The following is a 14944-nucleotide window of genomic DNA, read 5'->3' on the forward strand; positions in this document are numbered from 1 at the left end:
GCCGACCCTACTCGTGCCCGCCGTGTTCGTCACGATTCCCGGTGCCTGTCGACATACTCCGGGCGGACGGCGTACTCCGTGCGCGCGAGCGGATAGCGTTGACCCATGTCGTCCTCGGCACCCGTCTCCCGGCCTCCGCGCGCATGATCACGATCGACGAGCATCGTCTGCGGATCCTCGATGCGGTGACGCCGCTCCCCGTCGAACGCATCCCGCTCTCGGCTGCGCTCGGCCGGGCACTCGCCGCAGATGTGCGCAGTCGCTGGCCGCTCCCGCTGTTCGATTGCTCGGCGATGGACGGCTATGCGGTGCGGATGGCGGATGCCGTCGCCGGCGCCGTGCTCAGAGTGGTCGCCGACCTGCCGGCCGGCTCCTCAGAGGATCCCGCGCTGGGCCCGGGTGAGGCGGCTCGGGTCATGACCGGTGCCCCCGTACCGACCGCTGCGGATGCCGTGGTGCCGCTCGAGCACACCGATCTCGGGACGGCGGTGCGGCAGGACGCTCCCCCGCGCATCACCGTGCTGACCGCCCCTGAGCCGGGAGCGCATATCCGGCGTGCCGGCGAGGACCGCAGGGCGGGAGAGATCGTCGTCCCGGCCGGCGCCGAACTCCGCTCGTGGCAGCTCGCGGCGATCGCGTCGTGCGGGTACGACGAGGTGATCGCGGGCTCGGTCCCGCGCGTCGCCGTGATCTCCACCGGAAGCGAACTCGTGCAGCCGGCCTCGACTCCGCGGCGCGGACAGATCCCCGAGTCGAACTCGGTCCTCCTCGCGGCCGGGATCTCCGCCGCGGGCGGGGCCGTCGCGGCCGTGCATTCGGTTCCCGACGATCCGGACGTCCTGCGTGCCGCGCTGACTGATGTGCTTCCGGCCTCCGACGTCGTCGTCCTCACCGGCGGTGCCAGCGTCGGGTCTTTCGATGTCGTCAAAGCGGTACTGGCGCCGGAATACCGCATCCGCTTCGACAGTGTGTCGATGCAGCCGGGCAAGCCGCAGGGTTTCGGCGTGCACGAGGGGACGCTCATCTTCTGCCTGCCCGGTTCCCCGCTCGGCATGGCCGTGTCGTTCGAGATCTTCGCGCGCCCCGCACTGCGTGCGCTCGCGGGATTCCGCGACAGAGAACGGCGGCGGATGACGGCGTCCGCGAAGGGGTCGTGGCGAGTGCGCGCGGGCAAGACGCAGGTCATCCCCGTGGTTCTCGACGGGGAGGATGTGCGTCCAGCCACCGAGGGCAACGGCTTCCATCCGATCTCGTCCCTCGCCCTCGCCGACGCCCTCGCGATCATCCCGGCTGAGGTGGCCGCCGTGGCCGAGGGCGACCGTGTGTCGGTGATGCTCCTATGATCGCCGGCGCTGGCCCGGCGATCATCGTCGCCGGGGGCCGCGCACGACGCCTCGGCGGCGCGGACAAGCCGATGGTGCCGGTGGCCGGGCGTCGGCTCATCGAGCACGCTCTGGACGCCGCAGCCGCGCGCCGACCGGTCGTGCTCGTCGGCGGCCCCTTCGAGATCGACGACGAGCGCATCAGCTGGACGCGCGAGGAGCCGCCCTTCGGCGGGCCCGCGGCTGCGCTGATCGCGGGGCTGAACGCTCTCGAGCCTGATGTCGCCGCTGAAGAGGTGCTGGTGCTCGCGGCCGATCTCCCGGACGCGGTGCGTCTCGTGCGATTGCTCGACGCGGAGCCGCTCCCTGCCGACGTCGACGGCATCGTGGCGACCGATGCCGCAGGGCGCACGCAGTGGCTTGCGGGACGCTACCGCCTCGCCGCGCTGCGTCGCGCCGCCCGCGCGGTGGGCGACGCAGACGGAGTCTCGATGCGTGAGCTGCTCTCCCATGTGAGGCTGCGGACCGTTCCCGTCGGCGACGCCGCAGCAGATCTCGACACATGGGAGGCGATCGAGGAGTATCGAAGAGCGCATCCGACGACCGCGGAGCCGACGACCGACCAGAAGGACGACACCATGACAGAGTCCCCCTCAGACCTCGAGACCTGGGTGCTCGGGGCAGCTACGGAGCTCGGAGTGGATCCCGGCGAGGTTCCGACCGGCCTGCTGCTGGATGTCACGCGCGAGATCGCACACGAGGTGGTGCGCCCCGCGGGGCCGGTCACCACATTCCTCATCGGCCTCGCAGTCGGACGCGGGAGCACGGTGGACGAGGCTGTCGCGGCAGTCCGAGCCTTGATCGCAGCCCGCGGCTCCGCCGACTGACCCCGTCGGCGGTACTTCTGCCGTAACGACAAAACCCCCGGATGACCGGGGGTTTTCGTCTTGCTGGGGTACCTGGACTCGAACCAAGAACAACGGAACCAGAAACCGCCGTGTTGCCAATTACACCATACCCCAAGGGCGAAACCGGAGCCTCGCACCGAGATTCAACCTTACCCGAACGGCACCCCGGAGCCAAATCAGCACGCGCAGCCCGCGCGTGGCGCATGCGCCGCCGTCGGATCGACTCAGAAGGAGACCACCGCACCCGACTGCGGCGTGCGGATCCACGCTTCGAGGTCGAATCCCTGGTCGCGCGCGGTCTGCAGGAAGCTCTCCGCCGCCGCGGGGTCGGCCTGCGCCTCCCGCGACAGCAGCCACAGGTAGCGGTGATCGGGTGTCCCGACGAGCGCATGCCGGTAGTCGTCGTCCACTCGGAGCACCCAGTAGTCGGCGCGCGTGAACGGCAGCCACCGCAGCTTCTCCGGCAGGAACGACACGCGGAGTCGCCCGGGGTGCTCCGGATCGGGAATCCCCTGGCCGAGTGCACGCTGGGGCTCGCCGTTCCTGTCGAGACATCGGTTGTCGACGGTCACGGTTCCGTCCTCGGCGAGCGAGTACTCGGCTGTCACATCCCGCGCCTCATCGTCTTCGAACCGCAGCGGCAGTCGGCCCTGTTCGTACCAGAGACCCAGATACCGCGCCAGCTCGAGCGCGGGCACCGAGCGCACCAGATCGTCTTCCATCTCTGCCTCCTCTTCGGTTTCCGGCGAAGCTACGGGATGGACGAGGAAGCTTCCACCGGGTTGCACTCGTCCGGAGCATATGCAACGGCACGCAACGCGGCGGCGGACTCGTGCAAGAGCCCGCCGCCGCTGCCCCGCGTCAGCGCCAGGGAGCCCAGCCGTCGTCACCCGACAGGTAGGTCTCGCGCGTGCGCTCGGCGGCCGCGTCATCGCTCAGCTGAGGACGACCATCGACCTCCTCCCCCGCGTTCACGGCTCCCGGGCCCTCATTGCCGAACTCGACCAGGTCGTCGTCGCGCCACGACCATCCGCTCATGTCCGACCACGCCGGCGTGCCGATGTGCGCTCCGAGCCAGGAGTCGCGCACGAGCATCGACGGTTCGACGCCGGGGTTGCTGCTCGGGTGCCATGGGCGGCCGAGGAACACGGTTCCGTCCGCCGCATCCGAGGTGAACCGGCTGCCGACGAAGAGGAAGCCGCGCGATCCGGGCACCGTCGCCGGCGCCGCGACGTAGCCGTTGACAGCACTCGATCCGCGATCCAGCGAGTGGATCTCGGAGTCCTCGACGACGAGGGTGCCGCCACCGTAGATGAAGTCCACGTCGCCCTCGACGTACGAGCCGGTGACATACACGCGGGAGCCCTTCCCCGCATCAGCCAGGAACGTGTCCTGGTTGCCGAGGAGTCGCACCCCCTCGAGCACGATCCGATCGCCGGAGGTGCGCAGGGCCAGCGCCTGGCTGCCTCCGTTCGCCGCCTCGTCATAGGCGTTCTCGATCGTGATGTCCTTCAGCGTGACGTCGTCCGCGAGCACCGACACCGTGGGCGACCCCGTGTGACCGAACGTCCCGGTGCCGTAGAACTTCTTCTGCCCCGCTGCGACGTCGTACGTGATCACGACGTCCGCGGCATCGCCTGTCGATCCGCGGAGCGTGACGTCGTCGAGTCCGGGCCACACACGCACCACCTCACGGTAGATGCCGGGCTCGATCACGATGTCGACCGGATGGTCGACCCGCCACGCGGCGCCGAGCGCGGCGCCGACAGACGCGAAGTCGCCGGTTCCGTCGAGCGCGACGGTGACCGTGCGGGGAATGCTCTCGGGCGGACCGACGGGTCCGGCGAACGACTTCACGATCGCCTCGACATCGGCCACGGGATCGACGGCGTACGAATAGAAGTCGCTCGCCTCGAAGGCCGGTCCGGTGTTCTGCTTCAGACCGCGGATGTCGGTGAAGCTGTTCCCGCGCGACTGCACCTGGGATGCCGCATCCTTCGCGACGATCGCATCCTCACCATGCGCATAGCTGCTGTACTCGACGAGTATCCGCGACGCGCCCCGCGACATCGTGCCGTACTGCCCGAACCCCTCGACATGGTTGTTGTAGAGGTGCGCGTAGGCGACGTTGTCGATGCTGGCGTTGCGCTGGTACGTGTTCGAGATCAGGTTGTGGTGCATCGTGAGCGTCGTCACGACGTTCGGCGTCCAGCCGACGCCGATCGCCTTGTTGTGATCGCGATAGACGTTCCACGAGAGGGTCAGCGCCGTGGAGTCCTTGCGCAGATCGGTCATCCCGTCTCCGATCCGGGTGAACATGTTGTGGTCGATCCAGACGTGGTCCGAGGTGTCGACGCGGATGCCGTCGTTGTCGTTCTCCGGCGACTTGCCGTCCCAGTCTCCCGGGATGTAGGAGTCACGGAAAGTGAGATTCCGCACGATCACGTTGCTCGCGTGATCGATGTACAGACCTCCGCCCACGATCCCCGACTTGGCACCTACGCCGGCGACGGTCTTGTCATCCGAGACCGTGATCATGCTGCCGTCCCCCACGACGATCTCGCCCTTCACGAGGATCGTCAGCGGTCCATCGCTCGCGGCGTACTCCCTGAGGGCTGCGGCATCCCTGACCACCACCGTGTCGCCGCCGATGCCGCCGGTCGTGCCGTGCGGCAGGTCGGCGGTCGGGGTCGATGCGAAGCCCGTCGCGATCGGCGACCACACGGGGCCGTCGGCCGTGACATCGGCGGGCGCGCCGATGCGCTCCAGGAGCGCCGCGCCCGCTGCCGCAGGGTCGGCGGTGACGTCGTCGGCGTGCGCCACCGGTGCGAACAGCCCGAGGGCGAGCACGGGCCCCGCGACAGCGGTGGCGGCGATCCGGAGGAATGAGGCGCGGCCCATTCGAGCGGCGCCTGCCGAGCTCTTCGTCCCGCGGACGTCGTGGGCGGTCATCGCGGATCTCCCTTCAGCTGCTCGCCGATGATGGTCACATCGTCGAGGGCCGTCCCCTCGCCGGAGTCGACGAACGCGTACTCGGCGCCGGTCGAGTTCTCGATCGTGAGGTCGTCGAGCGTCACGCCATCGGCGTGCACGGTCAGTGCGGGCATCTTGTCGTAGGTGATGACCACATCGGCGGGATCGCCCGTCGCACCCCGGATGGTGAGGCCCTCCGCCCCGGGCCAGACCGATACGACTTCGCGGTAGACGCCGGCCTCCACGACGATCTCGACAGCGTGGTCGGCACGCGACGCGGCGCCGACGGCGGCGTGGAGGGAGAGGTAGTCGCCGGAGCCGTCCTGGGCAACCGTCACCTGCTTGTCGATCTGCTCCCGGGATGCGGTCTTCGTCGTTCCCGAGAAGCGAGTGAGAAGATCCACCACGTCTTCGACGGGGTCGGCCGAGTAGTCGTAGAACTCGGTCGCCTCGAACGTCGGTCCGGTCTCCGCCGAGGTCGACTGCCACACGTCCGTGAAGATGTTGTCGCGCTGGTGCAGCCGTGCGGTGTCGGCGACAAGGAGGGGCTGCCTCGCGTGCTCGAACACGCTCGACTCGACGAGCATCGTCGAACCGCCGCGAGAGTTCATTCCGTAAGAGCTGACCCCGGAGAGCCAGTTGTTGTAGGCGTGCCCGTAGGCGACGTTGTCGATGCTGCCGTTGCGCTGATGAACGTTCGAGAAGCGGTTGTGATGCAGAGTCAGCGTCGTGACGAGGTTGGACGTCCACCCGACGCCGAGAGTCTTGTTGTGGTCGTGGAAGTAGTTCCACGAGGCCGTCACCGCCGTCGAGTCCTTGCGGATGTCGAGCTGGCCGTCACCGATGCGGGCGAACTCGTTGTGATCGATCCACACGTGATCGGACGTGTCGATGCGGATACCGTCGTTGTCGTTCTCCGGCGACTTGCCGTCCCAATCACCCGCGATGAAAGAGTCGCGGAAGGTGAGGTTGCGGATGATCACGTTGCTGGCATGGTTCACGAACAGGCCGCCATCGACGATCTCCCCGCCGGATGCCGTGCCCGCGATCGTCTTGTCGTCGGTCACGGTGATCATGCCGCCGTCGCCGACGTTGATCTCGCCGGCGACGAGAATCGTGAGCGGTCCCTCGCTGGCGGCGGAGGCCGCGAGGGCGTCGGCGTCCCTGACGACGACGGTTTCACCTGCCGCACCGCCGGTGGTGCCATCGGGATGTTCTGCTGTCGGCACTGAGGCGAAGCCCGTCGCGACGGGTGACCACACGGGGCCGTCGGCGGATGCCGTCGCCGGCGCGCCCATGTCGTGCAGCAGAGCGGCGCCGGGAATGGGCGCCGCGGAGGCACCCGTCGTCGTCGGCACGGCGATCAGCAGGGCGAGCGCCGAGACGCATAGCGCGCCGACGCGCCGCGATGGAACGGATCTGGGTGTGAAGTGCACCATTGCACATACCTCTCGTGAGACTCGCGGGAACCGCCACGGCGCACAGACATGACGCCGTCTGGGCGTGCGTGATCGCCCCGATGGTCACGTCGGAGCGAAGGCCGGATCCGCCGCACTCTGCGACCGATGCGTCTCTAGAAACCGGTTTCTAAAAAGTAGCGACCGGCAACATATAAGTCAAGGGGTTACCCGACCGGGCAACCCCTTGACCTGCATCAGACGACGATTCAGCCGGCGAGATGCTCCGACAGCGCCCGCAGGCGCCGCAGCGATTCGTCCTTGCCGAGCAGCTCCATCGACTCGAACAGCGGCGGCGACACCCGGCGACCGGTGATCGCGACGCGCGGCGGTCCGTAGGCGACGCGGGGCTTGAGCTCCAGTCCGTCGATGAGCGCTGCGGCGAGAGCATCCTGGATCTTCTCCGGGGTGAACTCGGCGACCGGCTCGAGTGCTGCGACACATGCGTCGAGAACCTCCGCAGCATTCGCGGGAAGACCCTTGAGCCCATCGGCCTCATAGGAGACGTCGTCGGTGAAGAGGAAGCCGAGCATGCCCGGTGCTTCGCCCAGCAGCTGCACGCGCTCCTGGATCAGCGGTGCCGCGCGGAAGGCCAGCACGAGCTGCTCGTGGGTCGGCTCGTCGAAGAGGCCCGCGGCAGCGAGGTAGGGCACGATCCGCTCGGCGAAGTCCTTCTCGTCGAGCATCCGGATGTGGTCTCCGTTGATCGACTCGGCCTTCTTCTGATCGAAGCGAGCCGGGTTCGGGTTCACGTTGACGATGTCGAACGCCTCGGTGAACTCCTCGAGCGAGAACACGTCGCGGTCGTGCCCGATCGACCAGCCCAGCAGCGCGAGGTAGTTCAGGAGCCCCTCGTGGATGAAGCCGCGCTCACGGTGCAGGAACAGGTCGGCCTGCGGGTCGCGCTTGGAGAGCTTCTTGTTGCCCGTCTCTCCCAGCACCAGCGGCATGTGCGCGAAACGCGGGACGAACGTGGTCACGCCCGCGTCGATCAGCGCGGCGTACAGCGCGAGCTGCCGAGCCGTCGACGGCATGAGGTCCTCGCCGCGCAGCACGTGCGTGATTCCCATGAGCGCGTCGTCGACCGGGTTCACGAAGGTGTACAGCGGGATGCCGTTGGGCCGAACCACCACGAAATCGGGGAAGGATCCGGCCGGGAAGGTCACCTCGCCGCGGATGAGGTCGACGTACGTGAGATCTTCATCCGGCACGCGCAGACGCAGTGCGGGCTGACGCCCCTCGGCGCGGAACGCGGCCTTCTGCTCGTCGGTGAGGTCGCGGTCGAAGTTGTCGTAGCCGAGCTGCTTGGCGCGGCCGTTGGCCTCGTTGCGGGCGTCGATCTCCTCCGCGGTCGAGTAGCTCTCATACAGCGCGCCGCTGGCGACGAGCTTGTCGATCACGCCCCGGTAGATGTCGTGACGCTGCGACTGACGGTACGGCTCGTGCGGTCCGCCGACCTCGACGCCCTCGTCCCAGTCGATCTTGAGCCAGGTGAGCGCGTCGACGAGCTGGCGGAAGCTCTCCTCGCTGTCGCGCGCGGCGTCGGTGTCCTCGATGCGGAACACCATCTTGCCGCCGGTGTGACGCGCGTACGCCCAGTTGTAGAGGGCGGTGCGGACCATGCCGACGTGCGGCAGGCCGGTCGGAGACGGGCAGAAGCGGACGCGGACGTCGGCACCACTAGCGGTCGTGGTGAGGGGGTGAGGAGTAGCCATAGCCCCTCGATTCTACTGGGCGCGCACTCTCCCCAGCGGCGAGAGCGCCACGATCGCGACGACGATCACGGATGCTGCGATCCCGAGCCCCGCGTACTGGAAGTTCGACAGGATCACGCCGGCGAGCACGGCGCCGCCCGCGGCGCACAGGCTCATGAGCGAGTCGCTGCGCCCCTGACGACGGGTGCGCAGCTCGGGCGCGCTCGACTCGGTGAGCAGTGCCGCGCCCGCGACCGTCGCCGCGCTCCAGCCGAGTCCCAGCAGGATGAGAGCGACGATGACTCCCCATGCCTGGCCGTTGGCGAACACCGCGAAGGTCAGTGCTCCGCCGAGCAGCACCTGGCCGAGCAGCACCACGCGCAGGCGACCGAGGCGGTCGGCGAGAATGCCGAACACCGGCGACAGCGCATACATGCCGCCGACGTGCAGAGCGATCGTGACGCCGACCAGCGCCGACACATCGGCCGGAGTCGTCTGCACTCCATGCATCTCATGCGCCATGTGCGACAGATGCACGGGTGTCATCGCCATGACAGAGGCCATCACGACGTGCGAGCCCGCGACCGCGAAGATCGCATACCGCGCCACGACCGGCCGGTCTTCCCGAACGATGCCGGTGACGGCCGCGGCCGCCCGTGCGAGCTGCTGAGCGGTCAGAAGCGGGTCAGGCCGAAGAGCGACCAGGTACAGCACCAGCGCGAGGCACTGCGCGACGAATGAGAAGGCATAGGAGCCGGTCTGCGGCGGCATGCCGATCGCATGCCCGACCAGCTCTCCCGGAGCGAGCAGCAGCGGCCCCGCCACTCCCCCGATCGTCGTCGACCACACCACGATCGACAGGTCGCGCCCCCGGTGCTCGGGGGCGGCGAGGTCGGTCGCTGCGAACCTCGACTGGAGGTTTCCCGCGTTGCCGGCGCCGATCGTCAGCGTGCCCAGAAGCAGCAGCGGGAAGATGCGCAGCGACACCGCGAGCACGACGATCATGATGCCGACGAGGGCGAAGATGTTGCCGAGGGTGAGCGCGCGGCGGCGTCCGACGCGCGCGGCCAGCCGGGCGAGCGGGATCGAGCAGAGCGCAGGGCCCAGGGTCACGGATGCTGTGGCCAGCCCGGACAGGCCGTCGTCTCCGGAGAGGTCGGCCGCGAGCAGCGCCCCGAGCGACACGGTCGCGCCGAAGGCGATGCCGCCGAGCACCTGCCCCGCGGACAGGACCACGACGGTTCGCCGCTGAACGGCTGCCTGCTGCTCGGGCGCGAGCGTGGTCACCGCGCGTCGCGAACGGGGTTGCGCAGGATGCCGAGGCCCGAGATCTCGACCTCGACGACGTCGCCCGCGTCGAAGGCGCCGACGCCCGCCGGCGTGCCGGTGAGGATCACGTCTCCGGGAAGCAGCGTGAACACCGCTGACGCGTATTCGATGATCGACGCGACGGAGTGGATCATGTCGGTCAGCGGAGCGTGCTGGCGCACCTCACCGTTCACACGGGTCTCGACCGTGGCGGATGCCGGATCGAAGTCCGTCTCGATCACCGGACCGAGCGGGCAGAAGGTGTCGAAGCCCTTGGCGCGCGACCACTGCCCGTCCTTGCGCTGCAGATCGCGTGCCGTGACGTCGTTCGCGATCGTGTATCCCAGCACGTAGGTCAGCGCGTCCGCCGCCGTGACGTTCTTCGCGATCTTGCCGATCACGACGGCGAGCTCACCCTCGTACTCGGTCTGCTGCGAGAGCGAAGGACGCACGATCGAGTCCCCGGGCCCGATGACAGAGGTGTTCGGCTTCAGAAACAGCAGGGGCTCCTCGGGGGCCACACCGCCCATCTCGGCAGCGTGGTCGTGGTAGTTCTTGCCGACGCAGACCACCTTCGAGCGCGGGATGACCGGCGCGAGCAGCGCGGCATCCGCCAGGGGGATCCGCTGTCCTGTGGGCTCGTAACCGGCGAACATCGGGTCGCCGGCGAGCACGACCAGGTCGGACTCGTCGACGATCCCGTACATGATGGCGTCGTCGTGGCTGAATCGTGCGATCTTCACCCGTCCAGCCTACTCAGCCCTCTGTTCAGACGAGACGGACGAGCCAGCCGTGCTTGTCTTCGCGGCGCCCGTACTGGATGTCGGTGAGCTCTTCGCGCAGCGACAGCGCGAGCTCGCCGAGAGGCTGAGGCTCTTCGAAGTCGGTGCCGACCAGCGCGCCGATCGGGGTGACCACGGCAGCCGTGCCGCAGGCGAAGACCTCGACGATGTCTCCGGATGCGACGCCCTCGCGCCACTCGTCGATCGAGATCGGACGCTTCTCGACGGTGTAGCCGCGGTCTTGCGCGAGCTGCAGGAGCGAATCGCGCGTGATCCCCTCGAGGATGCTGTCGGATTCGGGGGTCACGACGCGGCCGTCCTTGAAGACGAACACGACGTTCATGCCGCCGAGCTCCTCCACATCGCGGTTCTCATTGAGGAACACGACCTGGTCGCATCCCTTCGCATAGGCCTCGGCCTGTGGGAGCAGGCTCGACGCGTAGTTGCCGCCGGTCTTCGCCTTGCCTGTTCCGCCGCGACCCGCACGAGCGTAGTCCTCCGAGAGCCAGATCCGAACGGGCTTCACGCCACCGGTGAAGTACGCGCCGGCGGGGCTCGCGATCACGTAGTACGCGACCTTCTGCGCCGCGCGCACCCCGAGGAACGCCTCCTTGGCGAACATGAACGGCCGCAGGTAGAGGCTCTGGTCGGCGCCGGAGGGCACCCAGCGCTCGTCGATCGAAACGAGCTGGCGCAGCGACTCGATGAAGTACTCGGTCGGCAGCTCTGGCAGCGCGAGACGGCGCGCGCTGGCCTGCATGCGGGCAGCGTTGCGGTCCGGGCGGAAGGTGTGCACAGTGCCGTCTGCGTGCCGGTAGGCCTTGATGCCTTCGAAGATCTCCTGCGCGTAGTGCAGCACGGATGCCGCGGGGTCGAGCGGGATCGGGCCGTAGGGCTGCACGCGCGGCCGGTGCCACCCGCCCTTCGCAGACCAGCAGATGTCGACCATGTGGTCGGTGAAGACCACACCGAAGCCCGGGTTCTCCAGAACCTCGGCCACCCGCGCGGGGGTCGCCGCGTTCAGGTTCTTCGTCACCGCGAACTCCAGCGGAGCTGCAGTCGTCTCGGCGTCGATCGTCGTCATCTCGTCTTCCATTCCTCGTGCGTGGGCGCGTCGTCGCGCCGTTTCAGCCTACGCCTGTCGATCAGAGACGCGCAGCGATCGCGGAGCCGATCTCCGCGGTCGTGCGTGCGCCGTCGCGGGCCGCGATGTCCGCCTCGACCGCGGCGCTGACCCGCGCCGACTCCTCGCTCAGCCCGAGATGATCGAGCAGCAGCGCGACCGAGAGGATCGCGGCGGTCGGGTCCGCCTTCTGCTGGCCGGCGATATCCGGTGCCGAGCCGTGCACCGGCTCGAACATCGACGGGAAGGCCCCGTCAGGATTGATGTTGCCTGACGCCGCGAGCCCGATGCCACCCGTGACGGCGCCTGCGAGATCGGTGAGGATGTCGCCGAACAGGTTGTCGGTGACGATCACGTCGAAGCGCGAGGGGTCGGTCACGAGGAAGATCGTGGCCGCGTCGACGTGCAGGTAGTCGACGGCGACATCGGGGTGCTCGGCCGCGACCTCGTTGACGATGCGCTGCCAGATCGCGCCTGCGTGCACGAGCACGTTGGTCTTGTGCACCAGGGTGAGCTTTCTGCTGCGGCGCTCGGCGAGGTCGAACGCGTATCGCACCACGCGCTCGACACCGAAAGCGGTGTTGACGCTCGTCTCGTTGGCGACCTCGTGCGGGGTGCCCTTGCGGATCGCGCCGCCGTTGCCGACGTAGGGCCCCTCTGTGCCCTCGCGGACGACCACGAAGTCGATCTCGCCGGGCTCCGCCAGCGGGCCGGCAGCTCCCGTGAACAGCTTGGACGGGCGCAGGTTGACATAGTGGTCCAGCGTGAAGCGCAGTTTGAGCAGCAGCCCCCGCTCGATGTTCGCGTCCTTGAGTCGCGGGTCGCCGGGCTGGCCGCCGACGGCGCCGAGAAGGATCGCGTCATTCGCGGAGATCGCCGCGAGGTCCTCGTCGGTCAGAGTGTCGCCCGTCTCGAGGAACCGTGCGGCCCCCAGGGAGAAACGGGTCTTGTCGAACACGACTCCGCTGCCGGCGGTCACCGCGTCGAGGACCTTCTCGGCTTCTGCGACGACCTCGGGGCCGATGCCGTCACCGGGGATGACGGCAAGCTTGACGACACGCGACATGACACTCCTAGCACTGGGGAAGAACCGGCGCGCACACCGATGGGATCGTCGGTTCAGGATCGAATCCAGCGTAGCGCCGCCTCGAGACCCGCGATGTCCGCGTGACGCCCCGCAGCGGGCTCACCCCGCGGTGTTCGTCGAACGCAGTGTGACGGCGGCGATCACGCCCGCGGCGATCACGAGCGCCGCACCGATCAGCGACGTGACCATGATCCCGGAACCGAACGCGGCGGCGGCCGCATCCCACAGTGCCGTCCCGAGTGCGCCCGGCAGCTCCGAAGCCGCGGTGTATGCGCCCGCGAGGGTCTCCCTCGCCGCATCCGCAGCTTCCGCTGGAAGACCTTCCGGCAGCACCAGCGCACCGCGGTAGAAGGCCGTGATGATCCCGCCGAGGATCGCCGTGCCAAGCACTGCACCCAGCTCGTACGCGGTCTCGGACACTGCGCTCGCGGCTCCCGCCTTCTCGGCCGGAGCGCTCGAGAGGATGAGCTCGTTCGAGATGGTCTCGGCAGCGCCGATTCCTAGACCGAGCACAACGAACGCGATGATCAGCGGGACGACGCCGTGATCGGCCGTCGTGAACGCGACCAGCAGATAACCTGCGACCGAGAACGTCAGCGCGGCGGGGATCAGCACGCGCGGCTGAACGCGGCGCGAGATCGGAACCACCGTGAGCCCCGCCACGATCATGGCCGCCATGCCCGGCACCAGCGCGAAACCGGCGACCATCGGCGAAAGCCCCAGCACGAGTTGCAGATGCTGCGACACGAAGTAGAGGAAGCCAACGAGAGCCACGACGCTCAGCAGATTCACGAGTATCGCGCCGGAGAACGTTCCCCTGCGGAAGAGCGCCATGTCGAGCATCGGGATGTCTGCACGCAGCTGGCGGCGGACGAACAGTGCGCCCAGCGCGGCCCCCAGCAGCGCCCACGCACCGGCGCCGAGCGTCGGCCCGTCGGTCGCAAGGGACTTGATCGCGTACACGACGGGGATCATCGCGCCCATCGAGAACAGGATGCTGATCGGGTCGATCCGCCCGGGATTCGGATCACGGCTCTCCGGCACCAGCAGCGGTGCGGCGATCAGCAGCGGGATGAGCACGGGCACCGCGACGAGGAACACCGCACCCCATGCGTAGTGCTCGAGCAGGAACCCGCCGACGATAGGACCAAGCGCAGACCCGGCGGAGAATGCCGACGCCCACACGGCGATGGCGAGCCGCCGCTGGTCCCTGTTCTGGAAGATGGAGCGCAGCAGGGACAGCGTCGACGGCATGAGCATCGCGCCGAAGAACCCGAGCAGCGCGCGGGCGGCGATCAGCAGACCCGCGGTGGGGGCGAATGCAGCGAGCGCCGACACCGCGGCGAATCCGGTGGCTCCGATCAGCAGCATCCGCCGCCGGCCGAAGCGGTCGCCCATCGTCCCCATCGTCACAAGAAGGCCCGCGAGCACGAGCGGATACACGTCGATGATCCAGAGCTGCTCAGCGCCAGACGGCGACAGCGCGATCGAGATCTCCGGCAGGGCGAAGCTCAGCACCGTGTTATCGACCGAGACCAGCAGAACCGGCAGCATCAGCACGACGAGTGCGGCCCATCCCCTCGCCCCGACACGGGGGGCATCGGTCTCGACGGCATCACTGACAGTGGGAATCGACGCTGTGCGCGCCATGAAGCACCTCTCACATCTCCGCGGCCCATAACTGAACCGTCCAGATGGTATAGTAACAGATGTCCCCACCACCCGAACGACTCCGAGGCCCGCATGCCCAGACCCCCGCTCGCCCGTGAACGCGTGCTCGACGCCTTCGAGGCCATCGTCATCGCCGACGGAGAGCGCACCGCGACGCTTGACGCGACGGCGAAGGCGGCAGGCGTCTCGAAGGGCGGCCTGCTCTACCACTTCGGATCCAGAGACGAGCTCGTCGCCGGCCTGCTCGCGCGTCTCGAGGCCCTCAACGACGCGGATCTCGCGAAGATGACGACCGCCGAGGAAGGCCCGGTGGCGTACTACCTCCGCACATCGGTGATGGAGGACGAGGCTCTCGACCGTGCGCTGATCGCCGCATCGCGACTCGCGCAGGGAGGCTCGGCCGCCGCGGCCGAGGCACTGCGGAACTCACGCCGCCGGTGGGAGAACGCGATCCGGCCGCACGTCCGCGACGCTGCGAGCCTTGATCTCGTGATGCTGCTCAGCGACGGCCTGTACTTCAACAACTCGCTCGACGTGAACGGGTCCGACCTTCTGGTCCCCCGGCAGCAGGAGCTCGCCGACCTCATCGCCCTCGTGCTCCGGGCGACGGCGCCCTGAC

At 68.5% G+C, this 14944-nt stretch carries 12 protein-coding genes and 1 tRNA gene; 3 read left to right on the plus strand and 10 right to left on the minus strand.

Going from position 1 to position 14944, the window contains the following annotated elements; genetic code table 11:
• The first annotated feature begins 98 nt into the window (after window positions 1-98).
• Window positions 99-1343: a gephyrin-like molybdotransferase Glp gene (glp, locus tag RS84_RS15900; RefSeq protein WP_235281508.1), complete on the plus strand. Its 1245-nt coding sequence runs from the start codon at window positions 99-101 to the stop codon at window positions 1341-1343.
• Window positions 1340-2209 carry an NTP transferase domain-containing protein gene (locus RS84_RS19630; protein WP_082062227.1) on the plus strand — a complete coding sequence of 290 codons (870 nt, stop codon included), beginning with the start codon at window positions 1340-1342 and terminating at the stop codon, window positions 2207-2209. The genes glp and RS84_RS19630 overlap by 4 nt, the downstream gene beginning before the upstream one ends.
• 63 nt (window positions 2210-2272) lie before the next feature.
• On the opposite strand, the gene RS84_RS15910 is transcribed toward RS84_RS19630, so the two are convergent.
• The 10 genes from RS84_RS15910 to RS84_RS15955 all read right to left on the minus strand — a co-directional run bounded on the left by RS84_RS15910 (window position 2273) and on the right by RS84_RS15955 (window position 14304).
• Window positions 2273-2344 (minus strand) — tRNA-Gln (locus RS84_RS15910).
• Window positions 2345-2454: 110 nt separating this feature from the next.
• On the minus strand, window positions 2455-2952 hold the full coding sequence (locus tag RS84_RS15915; protein WP_045258738.1) for a lipocalin family protein: 498 nt from the start codon (window positions 2950-2952) through the stop codon (window positions 2455-2457).
• Between the two features lie 139 nt (window positions 2953-3091).
• The gene (locus tag RS84_RS15920) at window positions 3092-5182 is read right to left on the minus strand and encodes a pectinesterase family protein (RefSeq protein WP_052676403.1); all 2091 of its coding nucleotides are present in this window, start codon (window positions 5180-5182) and stop codon (window positions 3092-3094) included.
• Window positions 5179-6642, minus strand: coding sequence for a right-handed parallel beta-helix repeat-containing protein (locus RS84_RS15925; protein ID WP_052676404.1), 1464 nt, complete (start codon window positions 6640-6642; stop codon window positions 5179-5181). The genes RS84_RS15920 and RS84_RS15925 overlap by 4 nt, the downstream gene beginning before the upstream one ends.
• 227 nt (window positions 6643-6869) lie before the next feature.
• On the minus strand, window positions 6870-8375 hold the full coding sequence (gene gltX, locus RS84_RS15930; RefSeq protein WP_045258739.1) for a glutamate--tRNA ligase: 1506 nt from the start codon (window positions 8373-8375) through the stop codon (window positions 6870-6872).
• Window positions 8376-8387: 12 nt separating this feature from the next.
• Complete coding sequence (locus RS84_RS15935) at window positions 8388-9641, minus strand: MFS transporter (RefSeq protein WP_045258740.1); 1254 nt, start codon at window positions 9639-9641, stop codon at window positions 8388-8390.
• Window positions 9638-10405: a fumarylacetoacetate hydrolase family protein gene (locus RS84_RS15940; RefSeq protein ID WP_045258741.1), complete on the minus strand. Its 768-nt coding sequence runs from the start codon at window positions 10403-10405 to the stop codon at window positions 9638-9640. The genes RS84_RS15935 and RS84_RS15940 overlap by 4 nt, the downstream gene beginning before the upstream one ends.
• Window positions 10406-10430: 25 nt before the next feature.
• Window positions 10431-11528: a branched-chain amino acid aminotransferase gene (locus RS84_RS15945; RefSeq protein WP_045259256.1), complete on the minus strand. Its 1098-nt coding sequence runs from the start codon at window positions 11526-11528 to the stop codon at window positions 10431-10433.
• Between the two features lie 61 nt (window positions 11529-11589).
• Window positions 11590-12633: a 3-isopropylmalate dehydrogenase gene (locus RS84_RS15950; RefSeq protein WP_045258742.1), complete on the minus strand. Its 1044-nt coding sequence runs from the start codon at window positions 12631-12633 to the stop codon at window positions 11590-11592.
• Between the two features lie 120 nt (window positions 12634-12753).
• Complete coding sequence (locus tag RS84_RS15955) at window positions 12754-14304, minus strand: MFS transporter (RefSeq protein ID WP_045258743.1); 1551 nt, start codon at window positions 14302-14304, stop codon at window positions 12754-12756.
• A 93-nt stretch (window positions 14305-14397) separates the two neighbouring features.
• Here RS84_RS15955 and RS84_RS15960 point away from each other — a divergent pair, with 93 nt between their 5' ends.
• Window positions 14398-14943 (plus strand): TetR/AcrR family transcriptional regulator, encoded by a 546-nt coding sequence (locus tag RS84_RS15960; protein ID WP_045258744.1) that lies wholly within the window; start codon window positions 14398-14400, stop codon window positions 14941-14943.
• The last annotated feature ends 1 nt before the right edge of the window (window position 14944 follow it).

Origin of the sequence: Microbacterium hydrocarbonoxydans (assembly GCF_000956475.1) — a bacterium.
GTDB classification, from domain to species: Bacteria; Actinomycetota; Actinomycetes; order Actinomycetales; family Microbacteriaceae; genus Microbacterium; species Microbacterium hydrocarbonoxydans_A.

Bases quoted from the DNA above. Each gene is read 5' to 3' on its own strand.
- RS84_RS19630 (WP_082062227.1), top strand. From the start codon at position 1,340: ATGATCGCCGGCGCTGGCCCGGCGATCATCGTCGCCGGGGGCCGCGCA.
- RS84_RS15915 (WP_045258738.1), bottom strand. From the start codon at position 2,952: ATGGAAGACGATCTGGTGCGCTCGGTGCCCGCGCTCGAGCTGGCGCGG.
- RS84_RS15955 (WP_045258743.1), bottom strand. From the start codon at position 14,304: ATGGCGCGCACAGCGTCGATTCCCACTGTCAGTGATGCCGTCGAGACC.
- RS84_RS15960 (WP_045258744.1), top strand. From the start codon at position 14,398: ATGCCCAGACCCCCGCTCGCCCGTGAACGCGTGCTCGACGCCTTCGAG.
- gltX (WP_045258739.1), bottom strand. From the start codon at position 8,375: ATGGCTACTCCTCACCCCCTCACCACGACCGCTAGTGGTGCCGACGTC.
- RS84_RS15920 (WP_052676403.1), bottom strand. From the start codon at position 5,182: ATGACCGCCCACGACGTCCGCGGGACGAAGAGCTCGGCAGGCGCCGCT.
- RS84_RS15950 (WP_045258742.1), bottom strand. From the start codon at position 12,633: ATGTCGCGTGTCGTCAAGCTTGCCGTCATCCCCGGTGACGGCATCGGC.
- RS84_RS15925 (WP_052676404.1), bottom strand. From the start codon at position 6,642: ATGGTGCACTTCACACCCAGATCCGTTCCATCGCGGCGCGTCGGCGCG.
- RS84_RS15945 (WP_045259256.1), bottom strand. From the start codon at position 11,528: ATGACGACGATCGACGCCGAGACGACTGCAGCTCCGCTGGAGTTCGCG.